Here is a 17,909-nt window from a genome sequence, read left to right as displayed (position 1 = left end):
TTGTGACCAAGGATGTCCTGGTGCTGGGCGCTGGCGTGGTCGGCGTGGCGACGGCCGAGGCACTGATGCGGCGCGGGCTGTCAGTGACGCTGGTCGATCGCTCAGCGGAGGCGGGGAACGGCGCCAGCTTCGCCAACGGCGGGCAGCTGAGTTACTCTTACACCGACGCCTTGTCCTCGCCGAGCTTGCTCAAGCGGCTGCCTGGAATCCTCGCCGCGACGGACCCGGCGTTCCGCGTCGCGGTGCGGTTCGACCCCGCCTACCTGCGCTGGTGCCTGGCCTTCTTCCGCAACGGCAGCGCGGGGCGGTTCGCGGCCAACAGCCTGGCCGGGCTCGAGATGGCACTGCGCTCCCGCGCGCTGATGGAGGAGCTGCTCGACCGCTATCCCCTCGAGTTCGCGCATGCGGTGCCGGGCAAGTTGCTGCTTCATGAGGATGCCGATGGTTTTCGCGCGGCGGCGGCGCATGCCGAGGCCAAGCGGCGGGCGGGAATCGAGGTTCGGGCGCTGACCCCAGCGGAAGCGGTTGGGGTCGAGCCGGCGCTGGAGGGCATTCGCAGCCGTCTTGCCGGCGGAATCTTTGCGCCGGGCGATGCGGTCGGCGACCCGCATCTCTTCTGCACCGCGCTGACCGAGCGGCTGACCGGCGAGGGTCTCGAAACCCGTTTCGGCGCGGCGGTCGAAGGCATCGAGCAGGGGCCCGGGTCGGCGGTTCGGCTGGCCGGGGGCGAACGGCTGGAGGCGCGTCACCTCGTCGTCGCGGCCGGACCGCAGGCGGCTGCCCTGCTGCGGCCGCTGGGATGGCGCGTGCCGATCGTGCCCGTGCGCGGCCATTCGCTGACGCTGGCGCCGGGACGACAAGCGCCGCGGGTCAGCATCACCGACGTGGCGCGCAAGCTGGTGTTCTGTCGCCTGGGCGAGCGGATGCGGATTGCCGGCCTGGCCGACGTCGGTTTCTCGGACGCGGCGGTCGATCCGCTCCGCCTGCAGGCGCTGGCCGAAGCGGCGCGCGACAGCCTGCCCGAGGCGGCCGATTACGAGGGTCCGAGGGCAGGGTGGGCGGGGCTTCGACCGGTCACGCCGGACAGCCTGCCGATCGTCGCGCGGCGCGGCGCGATCACGGTCAATATCGGGCACGGTGGGCTCGGCTGGACCTATGCGCTCGCCACTGCCGAGCGGGCGGCGGCCCTGGTCGTGGGTGAAGGCTAGATCGGCAGGCCGACGTAATTTTCGGCGATCGACCGCTGCATGGTTTCCGAGCTGCCGACATAGTCGAGCTCGGCCGCCTGCATCTTGTGTTCGAAGCTGCCGTCAGTCGGGAAACGGTGCATCAGCTTGGTCAGGTACCAACTGAACCGCTCGGCCTTCCAGATCCGGGCCAGCGCGCGAGCTTCGAAACCCGTGAGGCCGCTCTCGTCGCCAGTGGCGTGGAAGGCGATCAGCGCGTCGGCGAGATAATGGACATCGGAGGCGGCGAGGTTGAGGCCCTTGGCCCCGGTCGGCGGCACGATGTGGGCGCTGTCGCCGGCCAGGAACAGGCGGCCGTGGCGCATCGTCTCGCACACGTAGGAGCGCAGGGGCGCGATCGACATCTCGATCGCCGGGCCGCGGGTGACGCCGTGCTCGCTCAGGGGATCGAAGCGGAGCGCGAGTTCGTCCCACAGCTTGTCCTCGCTCCAGTTTTCGACCCGGTCGGTCAGCGGGACCTGGATGTAATAGCGGCTGCGGGTCTCCGAGCGCATGGAGGCGAGCGCGAAGCCGCGTTCAGTATTGGCGTAGATGAGTTCGGGGTGGCAGGGCGGCACGTCGGCGAGGATGCCGAGCCAGCCGAAGGGATAGGCCAGTTCGTAATCGCGCAACTTGGGCGCCGGGATCGCCTTGCGCGAGGGGCCGTGATAGCCGTCGCAACCGGCAATGAAGTCGGCTTCGATCCGCTGCTCGACCCCGTCCTTATGATAGGTCAGGAACGGCTCGTCGCCGTCGACGTCGTGGAGGACGAGGTCCTTGGCCTCATAAATCACCTGCAGGCCGCGGCTTTCGGCCGCCGCCATCAGGTCACGGGTCAGCTCTGTCTGGCCGTAGACGGTGACATGCTTGCCGGTCAGCGCCTTGACGTCGATGCGGATCAGCCGGTCGTCTGTGGCGAGGTTGAAGCCTTCCTCGACCAATCCTTCGCGCTGGAGCCGATCGTCGAGGCCGAGCCGCTCCATCAGTCCGGTGGTCACCGTTTCCAGCACCCCGGCACGGACCCGGCCGAGGACATAGTCCGCCGCCTGCCGCTCGACGATCAGACAGTCGACCCCGGCCTGTCGCAGCAGGTGGCCGAGCAGCAGCCCCGACGGCCCCGCGCCGATGATCGCGACCGCGGTCTTCATCAGTGCGTCGCTAGCTGCTTCTCGAGGGCATCGAGGACGCGGTAGCAGGGCATGACCTGCGCCACGCTGGCATTGGGCTCGCGGCCCTCGCGGATGGCGGCGACGAATTCACGATCCTGAAGCTCGATACCGTTGGACGAGACCGCGACCTGCGACAGGTCGACCGGCTCCTCGCGACCGGTGACGAGATCGTCGTAGCGGGCGATCCAGGTCCCGTTGTCGCAGATGTAGCGGAAGAAGGTGCCGAGCGGCCCGTCGTTGTTGAAGCTCAAGGACAGGGTGCAAATCGCACCGCTCTCCGCCTTCAACTGGATCGACATGTCCATCGCGATCCCGAGTTCGGGATGCTTGGGTCCCTCAATTGCATTGGCCTGGACGATCGGGCCGGCCTGATAGGCGAACAGGTCGACCGTATGCGCGGCGTGGTGCCACAGCAGGTGGTCGGTCCAGCTGCGCGGCTCGCCCTTGGCGTTGATGTTCTTGCGCCGGAAGAAATAGGTCTGGACGTCCATCTGCTGGATGGAAAGGTCGCCGGCCGCGATCCGGTCGTGCAGATATTGATGGCTGGGATTGAAGCGGCGGGTGTGGCCGACCATCGCGGTGAGTCCGGTCTCCTGCGCTTTGGCGAGAACCCGTTCACCGTCAGCTAGGCTGTCGCAGAGCGGAATCTCTACCTGCACGTGCTTGCCCGCATCCAAGCATTGCAGCGCCTGTTCGGCGTGAAGCTGGGTCGGAGTGCAGAGGATGACTGCGTCGAGGCCGGGTTGCTCGAGCGCTTCGCTCAACTCGATGGTGGCGTGAGGGATGCCGTATTTGTCGGCCACCGCCTGGGTCGGCTCAAGCGTGCGGCCGACCACCGAGACGACCTCGACGCCGTCGATGTTGCGGAGGCCGTCAAGGTGCTTTTCGCCAAAGGCGCCAGCGCCCGCGAGTGCGATCTTCATGGGTTTGTCTTTCGGTCTGATTCAAGCGGTCAGCGGAGCGTCCGAGGCCGCGGTGCTGTCGCGTGTGTCGAAGCTTTCGCCATTGTCGGGACGCAGCACGATGTGCCCGATGGCGGTGTTGCTGCACGGCACGTGATAGTGGCGGTGGATCGCCTTGGTGCGCTTGCCCAGCGCACCGCGCATGATCAGCCACATCACCATCTCGATACCTTCGCTGCCCGTCTCGCGCAGATATTCGATATGCGGGACCTTGCGCAGGCGGTCGGTGTCGCCGACCAGCCCGTCGAGGAAGTCGTTGTCCCATTCCTTGTTGATCAGGCCCGCGCGCGGGCCCTGGAGCTGGTGGCTCATGCCGCCGGTGCCCCACACCTGGACGTTCAGATCCTCCGGGAAGCTCGCCACCGCGCGGGCAATCGCCTCGCCCAGCGCCCAGCAGCGATTACCCGAGGGCGGCGGATAGGTGACGACGTTGACCGCCAGCGGCACGACCTTGACCGGCCATTCGGCCACGTCGCCGAACATCATGGTCAGCGGCACGGTAAGGCCGTGGTCGACCTCCATCTCGTTGATGATGGTCATGTCGAATTCGTCGAGGATCAGGCTCTGCGCGATGTGCCAGGCAAGGTCCGGGTGGCCATGGACGTCGGGCACTGGGCGCGGGCCCCAGCCTTCGTCGGCGGGCTTGTAGCGTTCGCCGCAGCCGATCGCGAAGGTCGGGATGATCTTCATGTCGAAGGCCGAAGCATGGTCGTTATAGACCAGGATCACGACGTCGGGCTTCTCGGTCTTTTCCCACTCGCGGGTCCAGTCGAAGCCTTCGAAAATCGGCGCGAAATAGGCGTCGCGGTCCTTTTGCTGGTCGTGCGCGACGCCGAGCAGGGGAACGTGGCTGGAGCCGACGCCGGCGGTGATGCGAGCCATTAGTTGCTGTCCTTCTTGGAGCGAACACCCTGCGGCGAGCGGCCGCCGGCGTTCATCATCGCCTGATATTCCTCGACCGACACGCCGGTCATAGTGCTGACCGCCTGGACGAAGCTCTGCCCGTCGGTGGAGAAGACCTTGGCGAGGAAATAGATGTTGCCGCCGAGGTCCAGCAGCTGGTTGTAGTCGCGCGCCAGCACCGCCTGCTTCTGTTCGTCGGTAAGCTGCCACTCGTCGAGATAGGCGGCCTCGTCAGCCTTCCACTTCTCGCGATTCTCGGGCTTCATCAGGCTCATCGCGAACTGGTTGAGGTGATAGCCCTGGCGCGCGCGGGCGGCGGTGAAAACCCGGGTGCCGGGGATGTCCTCGAACTCCGCCAGATAGGCGTGGATGTCGCGTGGTTCGGTCATAAGCCGCGTTCCTTCAAGAGGGTGTCGAGGCGCGGGAAGACGCGGCGGGCATTGCCTTCGAAAATGGCGCTGCGCTCCGCATCGCTGATGTCCAGCGCGTCGACATAGCGTTTGGTGTCGTCGAAATAATGACCGGTGGTCGGATCGATCCCGCGCACCGCGCCGACCATCTCCGACCCGAACAGGATGTTCTTGTTGTCGATGACGTCGGCCAGCAGGTCGACGCCCGGCTGGTGGTAGACGCAGGTGTCGAAGAAGATGTTGTTCATCAGGTGGGTGCCCAGCGCCGGCTTTTTCAGCATGTCGGCGAGCCCGCGGTAACGGCCCCAGTGATAGGGCACCGCGCCGCCGCCGTGGGGGATGATGAACCGCAAGGTCGGGAAGTCGGCGAACAAGTCGCCCTGCAGCAATTGCATGAAGGCGACGGTGTCGGCGGCGATGTAATAGCCGCCGGTGGCGTGCATGGCGGGATTGCAGCTGCCCGAGACGTGGATCATCGCCGGCACGTCGAGCCCGACCATCTCCTCGTAGAAGGGATACCAGTAGCGGTCGGTCAGCGGCGGGTGGGTGAAGTGGCCGCCGCCGGGATCGGGGTTGAGGTTGCAGCCGATGAAGCCGAGCTCGGTGACGCAGCGGCGAAGCTCGGCGATCGAGCCGACCATGTCGGCCTTGGGGCTTTGCGGCAACATGCACACGCCGGCGAAGGTCTCGTGATAGAGGCCGACGACGCGGGCAATCAGGTCGTTGCAGCGGGTCGCCCACTCGATCGCCACCGCTTCGTCGCCGACGTGCGGGGCCATCGCCGAGGCGCGCGGCGAAAAGATGGTGAGGTCGGAGCCGCGCTCGCGGATCAAGCGCAGCTGGTTGGCATCGATGGTGGCGCGGATCTCCTCGTCGGAGATGTCGGGATAGGGCGGGGCGGGCTCGCCGGCCTTAAAGGCGGCGACCTGCGCCTCGCGCCAGCTGTCATGCGCCTGCGGAAGCACGGTGTAGTGGCCGTGGCAGTCGATGATCATGCGGCTTCCTCTGCCCGGCCGGGGTCGATCTGTTCGAGCTTGGCGGCGAGGCCGGCGGCGGGGCTGATCCCCAGACGGCCAAGTTCTCGCTGGCGCCGGATCGTGCCGCGGGTCAGCGCCGGTTCGACCCCGAGATCGTCGAGGGTGCGCGCCACTTCCTCCATCTCGGCGGCACGGCGCAGGCCATGGACCAGCATCCGGTCGAGATTATAGTCGGCGCGAGAAGTCCAGCCGGCCTGGTCGCGCGAGGAGTCGAGCGAGGCGAGGACCGCCTCGGTGACCCCGGCACGATGCGCGGCGAGCAGGCATTCGGCGGTGAGCGCCTCCATGCCCTTGACCATGACCGAGCGGATCATCTTGATTGCAGAAGCGTCGCCGATCCGATTGCCGACCACGGTGACGTCGGTGAAGCCATAGGCGCGGAGGCCTTCGGCGGCGTCCTGCGCGCGATCGCCGGAGACCAGCAGGGGGACCGCGTGGCGCGCGGGAAGCACCGGCGACATGATTGCCACGTCGACATAATGCGCACCGGCGGCCGTCACGGCCTTTGCTGCGGCACGCTTGGTGGAGGGCGCGACGCTGTTCATGTCGAGGTAGAGTGCACCGACCGGCATGCTCGGGGCGTACTGGCTTGCCGCGTCCAGCGCCTGGTCCGCGGTGACGAGCGACAGGATGACTTGCGCACTCGCGACGGCATGCGCGGCGCTGTCGGCACCGGTCACTCCGGCAGTGGCATAGTCGAGCAGCTTGGCGGCGCGGGTGGCGGCCGCCTGGGTCTTGAGGTCGAAGGCGGCCGCACCGGGACGGGCAAAGGCAGCGCCTGCCTCGCCGAAGCCGATAAAGGTCAGAGCCTCCGTCACACCGTCGCGCCTAGGGGATGACGCACCCCCGCCACCAATCCAAATGCGCCGCCAGCTATCAGTTTTGCTGATGTCTTGTGCTGCCGCTGGCTTGTTGGAGGAGGCCGATCAGACGCGACTGGGCACGGGTCGGCCGCCACCCGGCCCGCGTTGCGATGCCGATGGTGCGGACCGTTCCGGGCAGTTCGATCGGGATCCGGACCAGCATTCCGGCCTCCACTTCCAGCGCCACCTGGTCGGCCGACAGCAGGGTAAGGAGGTCGCTTTGTGCCAGCAGCCCGCGGATCACCATCACCGACCCGCATTCGATCGGGACCGCCGGTGGGGCCGACGCGCCGGCGAACAGGTCGCTCCAGTGGCTGCGAAGCGGGGTTCCTGCCGGGCCGACCACCCACGCCTGCTGCGCCAGTTCCGGGATTCCGACGTTCGCACGTTCGGCAAGCGGATGGCCCGCACGGGCGAAAACCGACAGCGAATCGTCGAACAGGGGCTGTTGCTCGATCCCCGGCGGCGGCTCGGGCCGGATCGCGCCAACCATCAGGTCGATCGAGCCTTCCCGCAGCGGATCAATCAGCTCGCGCCAGGAGCCCTCCACCACGTCGACGATGGTCGCCGGGGCGTGCCTGACGAACTCGGCAAGAGCGCGGGGGACGAGCAGGGCGCGGCTGAGCGGCATGGCGCCGATGGTGATCCGTCCGCCCACGCCGGTGTCGCCGAGCGCTTCCTCGATGCCTGCCGCAATCTCCCGCGCGGCGAGGCGGATGGCGCGGGCGAGGCTGCGCCCGGCGGGGGTCAAGACCATCCCGCGGCCGCGCCGTTCTGCAAGGGCCACGCCCCAGATCTGCTCCAATTCGCGCACCGCCCGGTGGATCGCGGGCTGCGACAGGCCGCTGGCCGACGCACCGCCGCTGAACCCGCCGGCATCGGCGAAATGGAGAAAGGCCGAGGCCTGCGTCGCGGTCATCAACCGGTCGGGCCGGGCAAAACCGCGCGCTCCGCCTCGGCGCGGACCGGCAGCGAGCGAGGCGAAGGCGCGCTCGGCCCGTTCCGACAGCGCAAGCCCGGCCGCGGTCGGCGCCATGCCCTCGTGCGTGCGGTGAAACAATTGCTGGCCAAGCTGCCGCTCGATCTTGCTCAGACCTTGGGTCAGCGCCGGCTGCGACAGCCCTGCCGCCTCCGCCGCGCGGTTGAGGCTGCCGTGCGACCTTATCTCGCCAAGCGCGCGCAGGTGGCGCAGGTTGAAGTCGAACGGCTGCATGGCTTCTATAATATTTGCTTATGGGGGCCATGCAACTTCGATTGGCAAAGTCCGCCCGCCTCCGGGAGGCCGGGGACCATATAGAGGAGCAGTGCATGGCAGTCGTCGTCCAGAACATCGAGCGGGCAGCCGCTGACGTTATCGACGGGCTGGGCGCCGCCGGCGTCGCCACGGTGCATGAAGCGCAGGGACGGATCGGGCTGCTCGGCCACCAGCTGCGGCCGATCTATCCCGGTGCGCGGATCGCCGGCAGCGCGGTGACGATCTCCGCGCCGCCGGGCGACAATTGGATGCTGCATGTCGCAATCGAGCAATTGGGCGAGGGCGACATATTGGTGCTCGCGCCGACCTCGCCGTGCGTCGACGGCTATTTCGGCGACCTGCTCGCCACCAGCGCGATGGCCCGAGGGTGCCGTGGACTCGTGATCGACGCCGGTGTGCGCGACGTCCGCGACCTGACGCAGATGGGCTTTCCGGTGTGGTCGCGCGCGGTGTTCGCGCAGGGGACGGTCAAGGCCACGCTGGGCTCGGTCAACGTGCCGATCGTCTGCGCCGGGGCGGCGATCGAGGCCGGGGACGTGATCGTCGCCGACGACGACGGGGTGTGCGTGGTCAGGCGCGCCGATGCCGCCGAGGTGCTGAAGAAAGCGCAGGCACGCGAGGCGGCGGAGGAAGACAAGCGCAAGCGGCTCGCGGCGGGCGAGCTCGGGCTCGACATCTACGACATGCGGGGCAAGCTCGAGCCGATGGGTCTGAAATATGTCTGACGGCGTGCGGTGCATGTGGATGCGCGGGGGGTCGTCCAAGGGTGCCTTTTTCCTGCGCGACGACCTGCCGGCCGACCCGGCGACGCGCGATGCCTTCCTGCTGCGGATGATGGGATCGCCCGACCCGCGGCAGATCGACGGGATGGGCGGGGCCGATCCGCTGGCGAGCAAGGTGGCGGTGGTCAGCCGCTCCGAGCGCGACGGCGTCGATGTCGACTATCTGTTCCTGCAGGTGTTCGTCGATCAGCCGATCGTCAGCGATTCGCAGAATTGCGGCAATATGCTCGCTGGGGTCGGCCCGTTCGCGATCGAACGCGGGCTGGTCGCGGCGGCCGACGCCCGGACCGAGGTCGCCATCTTCATGAAGAATACCGGGCAGGTCGCGGTGGCCACGGTGCAGACGCCGGGCGGCGCGGTGACCTATGCCGGTGAGGCGGCGATCAGCGGGGTGCCGGGCACCGCGGCGCCGATCCCGCTCGCCTTTCGCGACACCGCCGGCTCGTCGTGCGGCGCGCTGCTGCCGACCGGCAATGCGGTGGACGAGATCGACGACATAGAAGTGACGATGATCGACAACGGCATGCCCTGCGTGGTGATCGCCGCATCCGACGTCGGGATCACGGGCTACGAGGACCGCGACACGCTCGATGCCAATGAGGCGATGAAGGCCAAGGTCGAGGCAATCCGGCTCAAGGCCGGGCCGCTGATGAACCTCGGCGACGTGGCCGAAAAGTCGGTGCCCAAGATGATGCTGGTCGCCGCGCCAAAGGAGGGCGGTGCGATCGCGGTCCGCTCGCTCATCCCGCACCGGGTCCATGCCTCGATCGGCGTACTTGGCGCGGTCAGCGTTGCCACCGCCTGCCTGATCGAGGGCTCGCCGGCGGCCAGGGTCGCCAAGGTCGGGCAAGGTCGCGAGCTGACGCTGGGGGTAGAGCACCCGACCGGGGTGACCGAATGCGTGGTCTCGCTCGACGAAGGGGGCCAGCCAGTCAGCGCCGGCATGCTGCGCACCGCGCGCAAGCTGATGGACGGGGAGGTGTTCGCGTGAAGGACGACGAGGGCCGGATCCGCAGCTGGACGCTGGAGCCGTCGCGCCCGCGTTTCGTGCCGCCGCCGGGCGCGGTCGATGCGCATTGCCATGTGTTCGGACCTCAGGCCGAGTTTCCGTTCAGCCCGGCCGCCAAATATCTGCCGCAGGACGCGGGCCCCGACGCGTTGTTCGCGCTGCGCGAGAAGCTGGGCTTCAGCCGTAACGTGATCGTCCAGGCAAGCTGCCACGGCACCGACAATCGCGCCACGCTGCATGCGATCGCGGTGTCTGAAGGCACCGCGCGGGGCGTGGCGGTGGTCGATCCGGCGATCGGCGACGCGGAGCTCGACGCGCTGCACGCAGGCGGCATCCGCGGGGTGCGGTTCAATTTTCTCAAGCGGCTGGTCGACAATGCGCCCAAGGACAAGTTTCTGGAGGTGGCGCACCGCATCGACAGGCTCGGCTGGCACGTCGTGGTCTATTTCGAGGCCGATATCCTCGACGAGATGCGGCCGTTCCTCGCCGCGATCCCCGTGCCGGTGGTGATCGACCACATGGGCCGCCCCGACGTGGCACAGGGCCCCGACGGCGCGGACATGCGCGCTTTCCGCTCGTTGCTCGACAGCCGCGACGACATCTGGACCAAGGTGACCTGTCCCGACCGGCTCGACCCGGCCGGCCCGCCTTATGCCGACTTCGTTCGCTCGGTTCGGCCGCTGGTCGAAGCCTATCCCGACCGCGTGCTGTGGGGCACCGACTGGCCGCATCCCAATATGGAAAGCGTGCTGCCCGACGATGGCACGCTGGTCGATGTGATCCCCGACATCGCGCCAACCGAAGCGCTTCAGCGCAAGCTGCTCGTCGACAATCCGATGCGGCTCTACTGGCCCGACGAGGCTTGAAGGCCCCACGGCTCGTCCTCCTCGGCGCCATCGCGGCGCTGGGGTCGCTCGCCATCCAGATGCTGGTCCCGGCGCTTCCGCAGGTGACCGCCAGCCTGGCCGCGAGCAGCGCAGACGGGCAATTGCTGATCGCCGCCTATCTCGGCGTCCTCGCCGCGGGACAGCTCGGCTGGGCGCCGGTCGCCGACCGCGTCGGGCGGCGCCCTGTGATCCTCCTTGGGCTGATGATCTTCATCGCCGGCACCCTGGTCTGCGTGGCAGCGCCAAGCCTCGCCATCCTGCTCGCGGGCAGGGTGCTCCAAGCGGTCGGCGCTTCTTCCTCGCTGGTGACCGCGCGGGCGATGGCGACCGATGGCGGCAAGGCTGGGACTGCCGCCGCGCCGTTGGCCGTGCTGACCAGCGTCACCCTTGTCTCGCCCGCGCTCGCGCCGGTGATCGGCGGTGTGGTGGTGTCGCTTGCCGACTGGCGGATGCTGTTCTGGCTGTTGGCGGGACTGGGGGTGGCCGGGCTGCTGCTGGCCTGGCGATTCCTGCCCGAAACGCTGGCCGAGCCGCCCCGCGCGATCCACCCGCTCGCCATCCTCCGCCGCTATGGCGCGGTGGCGACGCGCGGCCGGTTCTGGCCGCTGGCACTTGCCAACATGCTGGCGAGCGCGGGCTTCTACCTGTTCCTCGCCGTGTCACCCTTCGTCCTCGCCGCCGCGGGAGCTACCCCGGCGTGGTCCGGGCTGTTCTATTCGGTCGTCGCGAGTGCGATCATTCTCGGGACCTTGCTGGTGCCGCCGATCGTGCGGCGACGGCCCGGCGCGCTGTGGCCGATGGGATCGGCGGTCATGGTGGCGGGCGCGGCAGCACTCGGCCTGGTCGCCGCCGCGCCGCACGCCATCTTCGGCCTGCTTGCCGCGATGAGCCTTGTCGCGCTCGGCAGCGGGCTCAGCGGTCCCGCCCTGCTCGCCGAGGCGATCGAGCGGCAGCGTGGCGAGGCGGCCAGTGTCGCCAGCCTCTTCGGAACGCTGCAGATGGGCGGCGCGGCGTTGCTCTCGACCCTTGCCGTCCGGATGGCGCCGTCACCCCCCGCCGAGATCGCGATCATCGGCGGGCTGATGTTCGCCTCGGTCCTCGTCCGCCAGTGGGGGCGTCAGGCCTCGCCCCACACCTGACGCGCGACGTCGATTACCAGCCGCATCTTGGCCGCCTGCTGCTCGATCTCGATGTCGTTGCCGTGGACAGTCGAGGAGAAGCCGCATTGGGGCGACAGCGCCAGCTGATCGAGCGGCGCGAACTGCGCGGCCTCGTCGATCCGGCGGCGGATATCGTCCGGCTCCTCAAGCTCGCCGAGCTTAGTCGTGACCAGGCCGAGCACCACGGTCTTGCCCTTGGGGAGGAAGCGCAGCGGCGCAAAGTCGCCCGAGCGGGGATCGTCATATTCGAGGAAGTAGCTGTCGATCTCCAGCTCGTTGAACAGCACTTCGGCGACCGGCTCGTAGCCACCCTCGGCCGCCCACGATGAGCGATAGTTGCCGCGGCAGAGGTGGACTCCGACCACCATGTCCTCGGGCCGGTCGCGGATGCTTTCATTGATCAGGCGGGCGTAGAGCCGCGGCAGCTCGTCGGGGTCCATGCCGCGCTTGCGGGCATTCTCGCGCTGGGTGTCGTCACACAGATAGGCGAGGTTGGTGTCGTCGAGCTGGAGGTAGCGGCAGCCGGCGTCGGCCAGGCTGGCGATCTCGGCGCGATAGGCAGCGGCGAGGTCGGTGTAGAAATGCTCGAGGTCGGGATAGGCCGCCGCGTCGATTGCCTCACGCCCACCGCGGAAGTGCAGCATGGTGGGCGAGGGGATCGTCACCTTGGGCGTTCGGTCGGTGCAGGAAGCGAGGAATTCGTAATCCGCGCGCTGGATGTCGGTCACGTGCCGGATCGGCCCGGTGATCTTCATCACCGGCGGGGCGTAGGCGAGTTCCTTGCCGCCATGCTGGTGGAACTTGACCTGCGTGCCCCCGGCCTCGTCGACGCCGTCGAGCTGGAGCAGGAAGTCGGTGTGAAAATAGGTCCGCCGGAATTCCCCGTCGGTGATCGACTGGAGGCCGAGCCCCTCCTGGAAAGCGACCACGCCGCGGATCGCCTCGTCCTCGACGCTGCGAAGTTCGGCGGCGTCGACCGTGCCGGCACGATGCGCCGCACGCGCCTCGATCAGCGTGGCCGGACGGAGGAAGCTGCCGACATGATCGGCACGGAACGGCGGCTTGGTCATCAGATCTCCGAGGCAATTCGTAGGTTAAGCAAACGACCCGCTGGGTAGGGCGGATCGGCGGCTTTGCGCAAGCCATTGTAGACGGCGCGAAATGGTGGCTATGTTGCGGCTTATAACAAAGCCTTGGGAGGGGTTGGGCCACGCCATGAGTCAGGATCCGCGCGTCATCATCAACCGGGAGCCAATGACCCGGGCCCAGTGGGGCATCGTCGCGATCATGGTCGGCCTGAACGCGCTGGACGGGTTCGACGTGCTGTCGATCAGCTTCGCCTCGCCCGGCATTGCGGCGGACTGGGGCATCGATCGCGCCGCGCTCGGCTTCGTGCTGTCGATGGAGTTGATCGGCATGGCGATCGGCTCGCTGCTGCTGGGCGGTATGGCCGACAAGCTCGGGCGGCGGACCACCATCCTTGGCTGCCTTGGCCTGATGACGGTCGGCATGCTGGGCGCGGCGACCTCGCACGACGTCGTCACCTTGTCGCTGTGGCGGGTGCTGACCGGGCTTGGCATCGGCGGGATGCTGGCGGCGACCAATGCGGCGGTGGCGGAAGCGGCCAATGAGAAGCATCGTTCGCTGGCGGTGGTGCTGATGGCGGCCGGCTATCCGGTCGGGACCATCATCGGCGGCTCGATCTCGGCGGTCCTGCTGGCGCATTACGACTGGCGCGCGGTGTTCGTGTTCGGCGCGATCTGCAGCGTGCTGTTCATCCCCTTGGTCCTGTGGCGTGCGCCGGAATCGGTGGCGTTCCAGATGACCCGCCGCCGGCCCGACACGCTGGAACGGATCAATCACACGCTGCGGCGGATGGGGCATGCCCCGGTCGAAGCCCTGGTCGAGCCCGACGGCGGCGAGGTCCGCTCACGGGCACCGGTCGTCAACCTCTTCTCGCCCGGGCTGATCCGGCCGACGATCGTCCTGACCCTGGCCTACCTGAGCCACATCATGACCTTCTATTTCATCCTCAAGTGGATTCCGAAGATCGTGGTCGACATGGGCTTCCCGCCGCCCCAGGCGGCCGGTGTGCTGGTGTGGGCAAGCGTCGGCGGGGCAACCGGATCGCTGATCCTTGGGCTGCTAACCGGCAAGGTCCGGCTGCTGGCACTGACCATCGCCGCCATGCTGCTGTCGACCGCGCTGGTGATCCTGTTCGGCGGCGGGCAGAGCGATCTCGCTGGGCTGTCGCTGGTCGCGGCCTGCGCGGGCTTTGCCACCAATGCCGGGGTGGTCGGGCTTTACGCGCTGATCGCCCAGAGTTTCCCGACCGCGGTGCGGGCGACGGCGACCGGATTCGTGATCGGCATCGGTCGTGGCGGATCGGCGCTGGCGCCGGCGCTGGCCGGGCTGCTGTTCGCGGCCGGGCAGGGGTTGCAAACCGTCGCCATCCTGATGAGCGCGGGGTCGCTGATCGCGGCGGCGGCACTGCTGTTCCTGCGTCAGAAAGCCACGGCTGCCGCACAACCGGTCTGATCATCCAACTTTCATCAGGCCGGATTGTTGACAAGAATAGCTTTGCTTCATAGCCATTGCCGGTTGGCGGGTCAGTGTTGCCCGGTGGCATTGGAGGAGAGAAAGCCATGGGGAGCTTCCGGCTCGTCGTCCTGAGTGCGACGGTGTCGCCGCTCGCGCTGCTGTTGGCCGCGCCGGCTGCGGCCCAAGCTGGTCCGGTGCCGTCGAGCACCGAAACGACGCAGGAAACCACCGAAGCGCGGGTCGCGGAAACGGGTGTCGAGGATATCGTCGTCACCGCGCAGCGCCGTACTCAGCGGCTGCAGGACGCGCCGGTGTCGGTCACCGCCTTGTCCAACGTCGCGCTGGAAGCGCGCGGGATCGACAACCTTGGCGATGTCAGCAACTTCGCGCCCAACCTCGAGCTTCACCCGACCAACCGCCCGGCCGGCGGTGGATCGGCCTTTGCCGGCTACATCCGCGGCGTCGGCACCGGCGATTTCCAGTTCCCGACCGACCCCGGCATCGGCGTCTATGTCGACGACGTGTACATCGCGCGCAGCGTCGGCGGTCTGCTCAGCCTCGAGGATGTCGAGCGGGTCGAGGTGCTGAAGGGCCCGCAGGGCACGCTCTACGGCCGCAACACGATCGGCGGCGCGATCAACGTCATCACCACGGAGCCGCGGCTGACCGGCGATTTCAGCGGCCTGGTGAAGGCGCGCGCGGGATCCTACGGCCGGTTCGACCTGACTGGCCTCCTCAACACGCCGATCATCGAGGACCGGCTGGGGATCAAGCTCTCGGTCTCGCGGCTCGACAGCGCCGGCTATGGCCGCCGCCTGCTCGACAACCAGCGCTATGCCAGCGAGGGCCGGGTGATCCTGCGCGGCGCAATCAAGGCGCGGGTCAACGATGCGATCGACGTCAAGGTCGCCGGCGATTACACCCGTCAGCGCCAGAAGCCGCCGTCGGGTTATCTGATCGACTTCGTGCCGACCGGCCCCACGGTGGCCAAGATCGCGCGCTTCAACCAGATCGCCGCGCCGTTCGTGAACGGGCAGCTCGGCCTTCCGGCGGGGTCGATCTACGACGCACGGTGGGAATCGCCCGACCCCTACCGGGTCTATGCGCTTCAGCCGCAGCAGGACGACAGTGACATCGGCGGCGTGTCGGGCGTGATCAACGTGCGCCTGTCGGACACGGTCACCTTCCGCTCGATCAGTGCGTGGCGCGCGATCGACGCGCTGATCGAGGTCGACGGCGACCAGGTGCCTTACGTTTTGCAACAGTCGCGCACCGCGCTGAAGCAGAACCAGTACAGCCAGGAATTCCAGCTTGGCGGCACCGCGCTGGGCGATCGCCTGAACTTCCTGGTCGGTGCTTATGCCTTCCGCGAGAAGGGCGACAGCAGCGTCTTCACCCGCTCGTTCGAGGGCATCTACGAAGCGCTGATCGCCGCCGGCCAAGTGCCGATTGCAGCCGATGCCGGCAACACCTTCACCACCTTTGGGCTGGAGGCGACCAGCTACGCCCTGTTCACGCAGAACACGCTGAAGCTGACCGACCAATTGGGTGTCACCGTCGGCGCGCGGATCAATCGCGACAAGAAGGACTATTCGACCTCGGTCCGGCGGCCGCAGAACGGTCAGATCGTGGTGCCGTTCTCGACCGCCAGCGCGAAGTGGAACAGCTTCACCCCGCGTCTCGCGCTAGAGTTCAAGCCAAACCGCGACCTGCTGTTCTACACCAGCTATTCGAAGGGCTTCAAATCAGGTGGCTTCGGCGCCTCGACCGTCGCGTCGACCCCGACGCCGCGCTACGAGCCCGAGAAGCTGACCAGTTACGAAGCGGGCGCGAAGACCAGCTGGTTCGACAACCGGCTGACCTTCAACATTGCCGGCTTTTATTCCAAGTACCGCAACATCCAGCTGACGGTGCAGTCGGTCGATCCGATCACCAACGCCAACATCCGCACCACCCGCAATGCCGGCGGGTCGAACATCAAGGGGTTCGAAGCGGAACTGGTCGCGCGGCCGCTGGCCGGGCTCGACCTCAACCTCGGGGTCGGCCATGTCGACGCCAAGTTGGACACCCTGTCGGCCTCCGCCCTGTCGAGCGGGTTCAGGCTGGGCGACCGGGTGCCGCAGATTCCCAACTGGTCGGTCAATGCCGGCGCCTCCTACCGGGTGCGGACCGGTGCGGGCGACCTCACCCTGCGCGGCGATTTGTCGCACAAGGGATCGCAGTTCTTGACCGCCGCCGACCCCACCTCGTTCCAGGACAAATATACCTTGTTGGGCGCGCGGGTGGCGTTCGAGCCGACCTTCATCGAGGGGCTGGAGCTGTCGGTCGAGGGCACCAACCTCACCAACAAGCGGTACAATTACTACAAGGGAACGCTGGCACCGACCGGCGAGTATGTCGCGATCCCGGCGGCCCCGCGTGAAATCTACGCGACGGCCCGCTTCCGGATCTGAGCGGGGGTCTGGCGCGGCACCCTTTCTCCCGCCGCGCCAGCACTCTCGTCGATCAGGCCGCGACCACCTTCAGCGGAACGTAGACCGGGCCGACCTCGGGCATCCCACTCATTTTGACCTCGCCGTCGAGCGCGATGCTGCGGGTCCGCTCGAGCAATTGGCGGAGCGCGATCCGGAATTCGGTGCGGGCCATCGCCATGCCCGCGCATCGGTGCGGGCCGCGCCCGAAGGCGAGGTGCTCGCGCACGTTGTCGCGATCGATCCGGAAGGCGTGGGGATCGTCGAACACCGCTTCGTCGCGGTTGGCCGAGGCGTAGGCGAGCGCGATCGGCTCACCGATTTCGATGTCGCGGCCGCCGAGGGTAGTGGGCACCCGGCTGGTCCGCGCAAACCCGCGATAGGGAGTGTAGAGGCGGAGGAACTCCTCGACCGCCATTTCCAGCTTGCCCGGATCGCTGCGCAGTTCGTGTCCAAGCTCGGGGTGCCGGGCGAGGTGCACCGCGACGCTGCCGAGGAACACCGGCGGCGCGACTAGGCCGACGATCAGGATCTGCCGAACGCAGCCGACCAGCATCTCCTCGGGCAGGGGCTCTCCCGCTGCATCGGTCGCGATCAGCAGGCTGCTGACCGGATCGATGTCGGGGTCGAGCGGATGCGCCTTGCGCGCCGCGATCAGGTCGCGCGCCAGCCCGTACAGCACTTCGCTGGTCTTCGACACGGTGGCGACATCGAAGTCTTCCCACGCCTTCACGAACGCCTTGGCGGTGCGCCACAACAGTTCGCGCTGCGCGGCGTCGAGCTGGAACCACTCGGCGAAGATCAGCGCGGGGAGGGGACTCCCGAACCCTTCGACGAAGTCCCCGCCGCCCGCCTCGATGTAGGCGTCGAGCAGGCTTGCGACGTGCACTTCGATCCGCGCCTCGATCGCGGCCAGCCGCTTGGCGCCGAGCGCGCGGTCGATCGCTCGGCGGTACGGCGTATGCTCGGGCGGGTCGAGGTGGAGCGGAGGGCGGCGCCCAGTGGCCGAGGCGCCGGGCACCACATTGCGAACGGTGGTGGTGAATTGCTCGGGATGGTCGAGGATATGCTTCACGTCGGCGTGGCGGGTGGCGATCCAGAACCCGCCGAATGCATCGCTTCGGGCTACCGGGCAACGCGCGCGGAGGTCGGCGAACACCTCGTGCGGGGTGTCGAAACTCTCCGGGGCGAGCGGGTCATAGTCAGCCATGTCGCGTGCCTTCGCCTTGATATT

The 17,909-nt window shown here is 67.8% G+C and carries 16 protein-coding genes; 7 read left to right on the top strand and 9 right to left on the bottom strand.

All coding sequences use genetic code 11. The features are described from left to right. Positions 1 to 2 precede the first annotated feature (2 nt). Positions 3 to 1,208, top strand: a complete 1,206-nt coding sequence (locus M1K48_RS07905; RefSeq protein WP_249454160.1) for an FAD-dependent oxidoreductase — start codon at positions 3 to 5, stop codon at positions 1,206 to 1,208. Here the strand turns inward: M1K48_RS07905 and pobA are convergent. Genes pobA through M1K48_RS07870 form a run of 7 tightly spaced genes read right to left on the bottom strand, consistent with a single transcriptional unit; the run spans position 1,205 to position 7,783 of the window. After that, positions 1,205 to 2,374, bottom strand: a complete 1,170-nt coding sequence (gene pobA, locus M1K48_RS07900) for a 4-hydroxybenzoate 3-monooxygenase (RefSeq protein ID WP_249454158.1) — start codon at positions 2,372 to 2,374, stop codon at positions 1,205 to 1,207. The two genes, M1K48_RS07905 and pobA, sit on opposite strands and share 4 nt — an antisense overlap. Further along, a complete protein-coding gene (locus M1K48_RS07895; protein ID WP_249454156.1) occupies positions 2,374 to 3,318 on the bottom strand; it encodes a Gfo/Idh/MocA family oxidoreductase in 945 nt (314 codons plus the stop codon). The genes pobA and M1K48_RS07895 overlap by 1 nt, the downstream gene beginning before the upstream one ends. A 21-nt stretch (positions 3,319 to 3,339) precedes the next feature. Continuing rightward, positions 3,340 to 4,239: a class III extradiol dioxygenase subunit beta gene (locus M1K48_RS07890; protein WP_249454154.1), complete on the bottom strand. Its 900-nt coding sequence runs from the start codon at positions 4,237 to 4,239 to the stop codon at positions 3,340 to 3,342. Then, positions 4,239 to 4,649, bottom strand: coding sequence for a protocatechuate 4,5-dioxygenase subunit alpha (ligA, locus tag M1K48_RS07885; RefSeq protein ID WP_249454152.1), 411 nt, complete (start codon positions 4,647 to 4,649; stop codon positions 4,239 to 4,241). The genes M1K48_RS07890 and ligA overlap by 1 nt, the downstream gene beginning before the upstream one ends. After that, on the bottom strand, positions 4,646 to 5,665 hold the full coding sequence (locus M1K48_RS07880; RefSeq protein ID WP_249454150.1) for an amidohydrolase family protein: 1,020 nt from the start codon (positions 5,663 to 5,665) through the stop codon (positions 4,646 to 4,648). The genes ligA and M1K48_RS07880 overlap by 4 nt, the downstream gene beginning before the upstream one ends. Then, positions 5,662 to 6,525, bottom strand: a complete 864-nt coding sequence (locus tag M1K48_RS07875; RefSeq protein ID WP_249454148.1) for an NAD(P)-dependent oxidoreductase — start codon at positions 6,523 to 6,525, stop codon at positions 5,662 to 5,664. The genes M1K48_RS07880 and M1K48_RS07875 overlap by 4 nt, the downstream gene beginning before the upstream one ends. 58 nt (positions 6,526 to 6,583) lie before the next feature. After that, the gene (locus tag M1K48_RS07870) at positions 6,584 to 7,783 is read right to left on the bottom strand and encodes a LysR family transcriptional regulator (protein ID WP_249454147.1); all 1,200 of its coding nucleotides are present in this window, start codon (positions 7,781 to 7,783) and stop codon (positions 6,584 to 6,586) included. 95 nt (positions 7,784 to 7,878) lie between these two features. Here M1K48_RS07870 and M1K48_RS07865 point away from each other — a divergent pair, with 95 nt between their 5' ends. From M1K48_RS07865 to M1K48_RS07850, 4 genes are read left to right on the top strand one after another with little or no spacing between them, the layout of a single operon-like run. Then, positions 7,879 to 8,550 carry a 4-carboxy-4-hydroxy-2-oxoadipate aldolase/oxaloacetate decarboxylase gene (locus M1K48_RS07865; protein WP_249454145.1) on the top strand — a complete coding sequence of 224 codons (672 nt, stop codon included), beginning with the start codon at positions 7,879 to 7,881 and terminating at the stop codon, positions 8,548 to 8,550. Beyond that, a complete protein-coding gene (locus M1K48_RS07860) occupies positions 8,543 to 9,598 on the top strand; it encodes a 4-oxalomesaconate tautomerase (protein ID WP_249454143.1) in 1,056 nt (351 codons plus the stop codon). Before M1K48_RS07865 ends, M1K48_RS07860 begins: the two co-directional genes overlap by 8 nt. After that, entirely contained in the window at positions 9,595 to 10,482 is an 888-nt protein-coding gene (locus tag M1K48_RS07855) for an amidohydrolase family protein (RefSeq protein ID WP_249454142.1), read from the top strand. The genes M1K48_RS07860 and M1K48_RS07855 overlap by 4 nt, the downstream gene beginning before the upstream one ends. Then, positions 10,479 to 11,642, top strand: coding sequence for an MFS transporter (locus M1K48_RS07850; protein ID WP_249454140.1), 1,164 nt, complete (start codon positions 10,479 to 10,481; stop codon positions 11,640 to 11,642). Before M1K48_RS07855 ends, M1K48_RS07850 begins: the two co-directional genes overlap by 4 nt. Here M1K48_RS07850 and M1K48_RS07845 read toward each other — a convergent pair. Further along, positions 11,621 to 12,733, bottom strand: a complete 1,113-nt coding sequence (locus tag M1K48_RS07845; protein ID WP_249454138.1) for a 5-methyltetrahydropteroyltriglutamate--homocysteine S-methyltransferase — start codon at positions 12,731 to 12,733, stop codon at positions 11,621 to 11,623. The genes M1K48_RS07850 and M1K48_RS07845 overlap by 22 nt on opposite strands. Before the next feature lie 145 nt (positions 12,734 to 12,878). On the opposite strand from M1K48_RS07845, the gene M1K48_RS07840 reads away from it, so the two are divergent. Together M1K48_RS07840 and M1K48_RS07835 are read left to right on the top strand one after the other, a co-directional pair. Beyond that, positions 12,879 to 14,201: an MFS transporter gene (locus M1K48_RS07840; RefSeq protein ID WP_249454136.1), complete on the top strand. Its 1,323-nt coding sequence runs from the start codon at positions 12,879 to 12,881 to the stop codon at positions 14,199 to 14,201. Between the two features lie 107 nt (positions 14,202 to 14,308). After that, positions 14,309 to 16,657, top strand: a complete 2,349-nt coding sequence (locus tag M1K48_RS07835; protein WP_249454134.1) for a TonB-dependent receptor — start codon at positions 14,309 to 14,311, stop codon at positions 16,655 to 16,657. A gap of 52 nt (positions 16,658 to 16,709) precedes the next feature. On the opposite strand, the gene M1K48_RS07830 is transcribed toward M1K48_RS07835, so the two are convergent. Continuing rightward, positions 16,710 to 17,885 (bottom strand): cytochrome P450, encoded by a 1,176-nt coding sequence (locus M1K48_RS07830; RefSeq protein ID WP_249454132.1) that lies wholly within the window; start codon positions 17,883 to 17,885, stop codon positions 16,710 to 16,712. Between the last annotated feature and the right edge of the window lie 24 nt (positions 17,886 to 17,909).

This window comes from Sphingomonas glaciei (genome assembly GCF_023380025.1).
In the GTDB taxonomy this organism is placed as follows: Bacteria; Pseudomonadota; Alphaproteobacteria; order Sphingomonadales; family Sphingomonadaceae; genus Sphingomicrobium; species Sphingomicrobium glaciei.
Note: the sequence above shows the minus strand (reverse complement) of the source record. Positions and strands in the feature narration are given on the sequence as shown.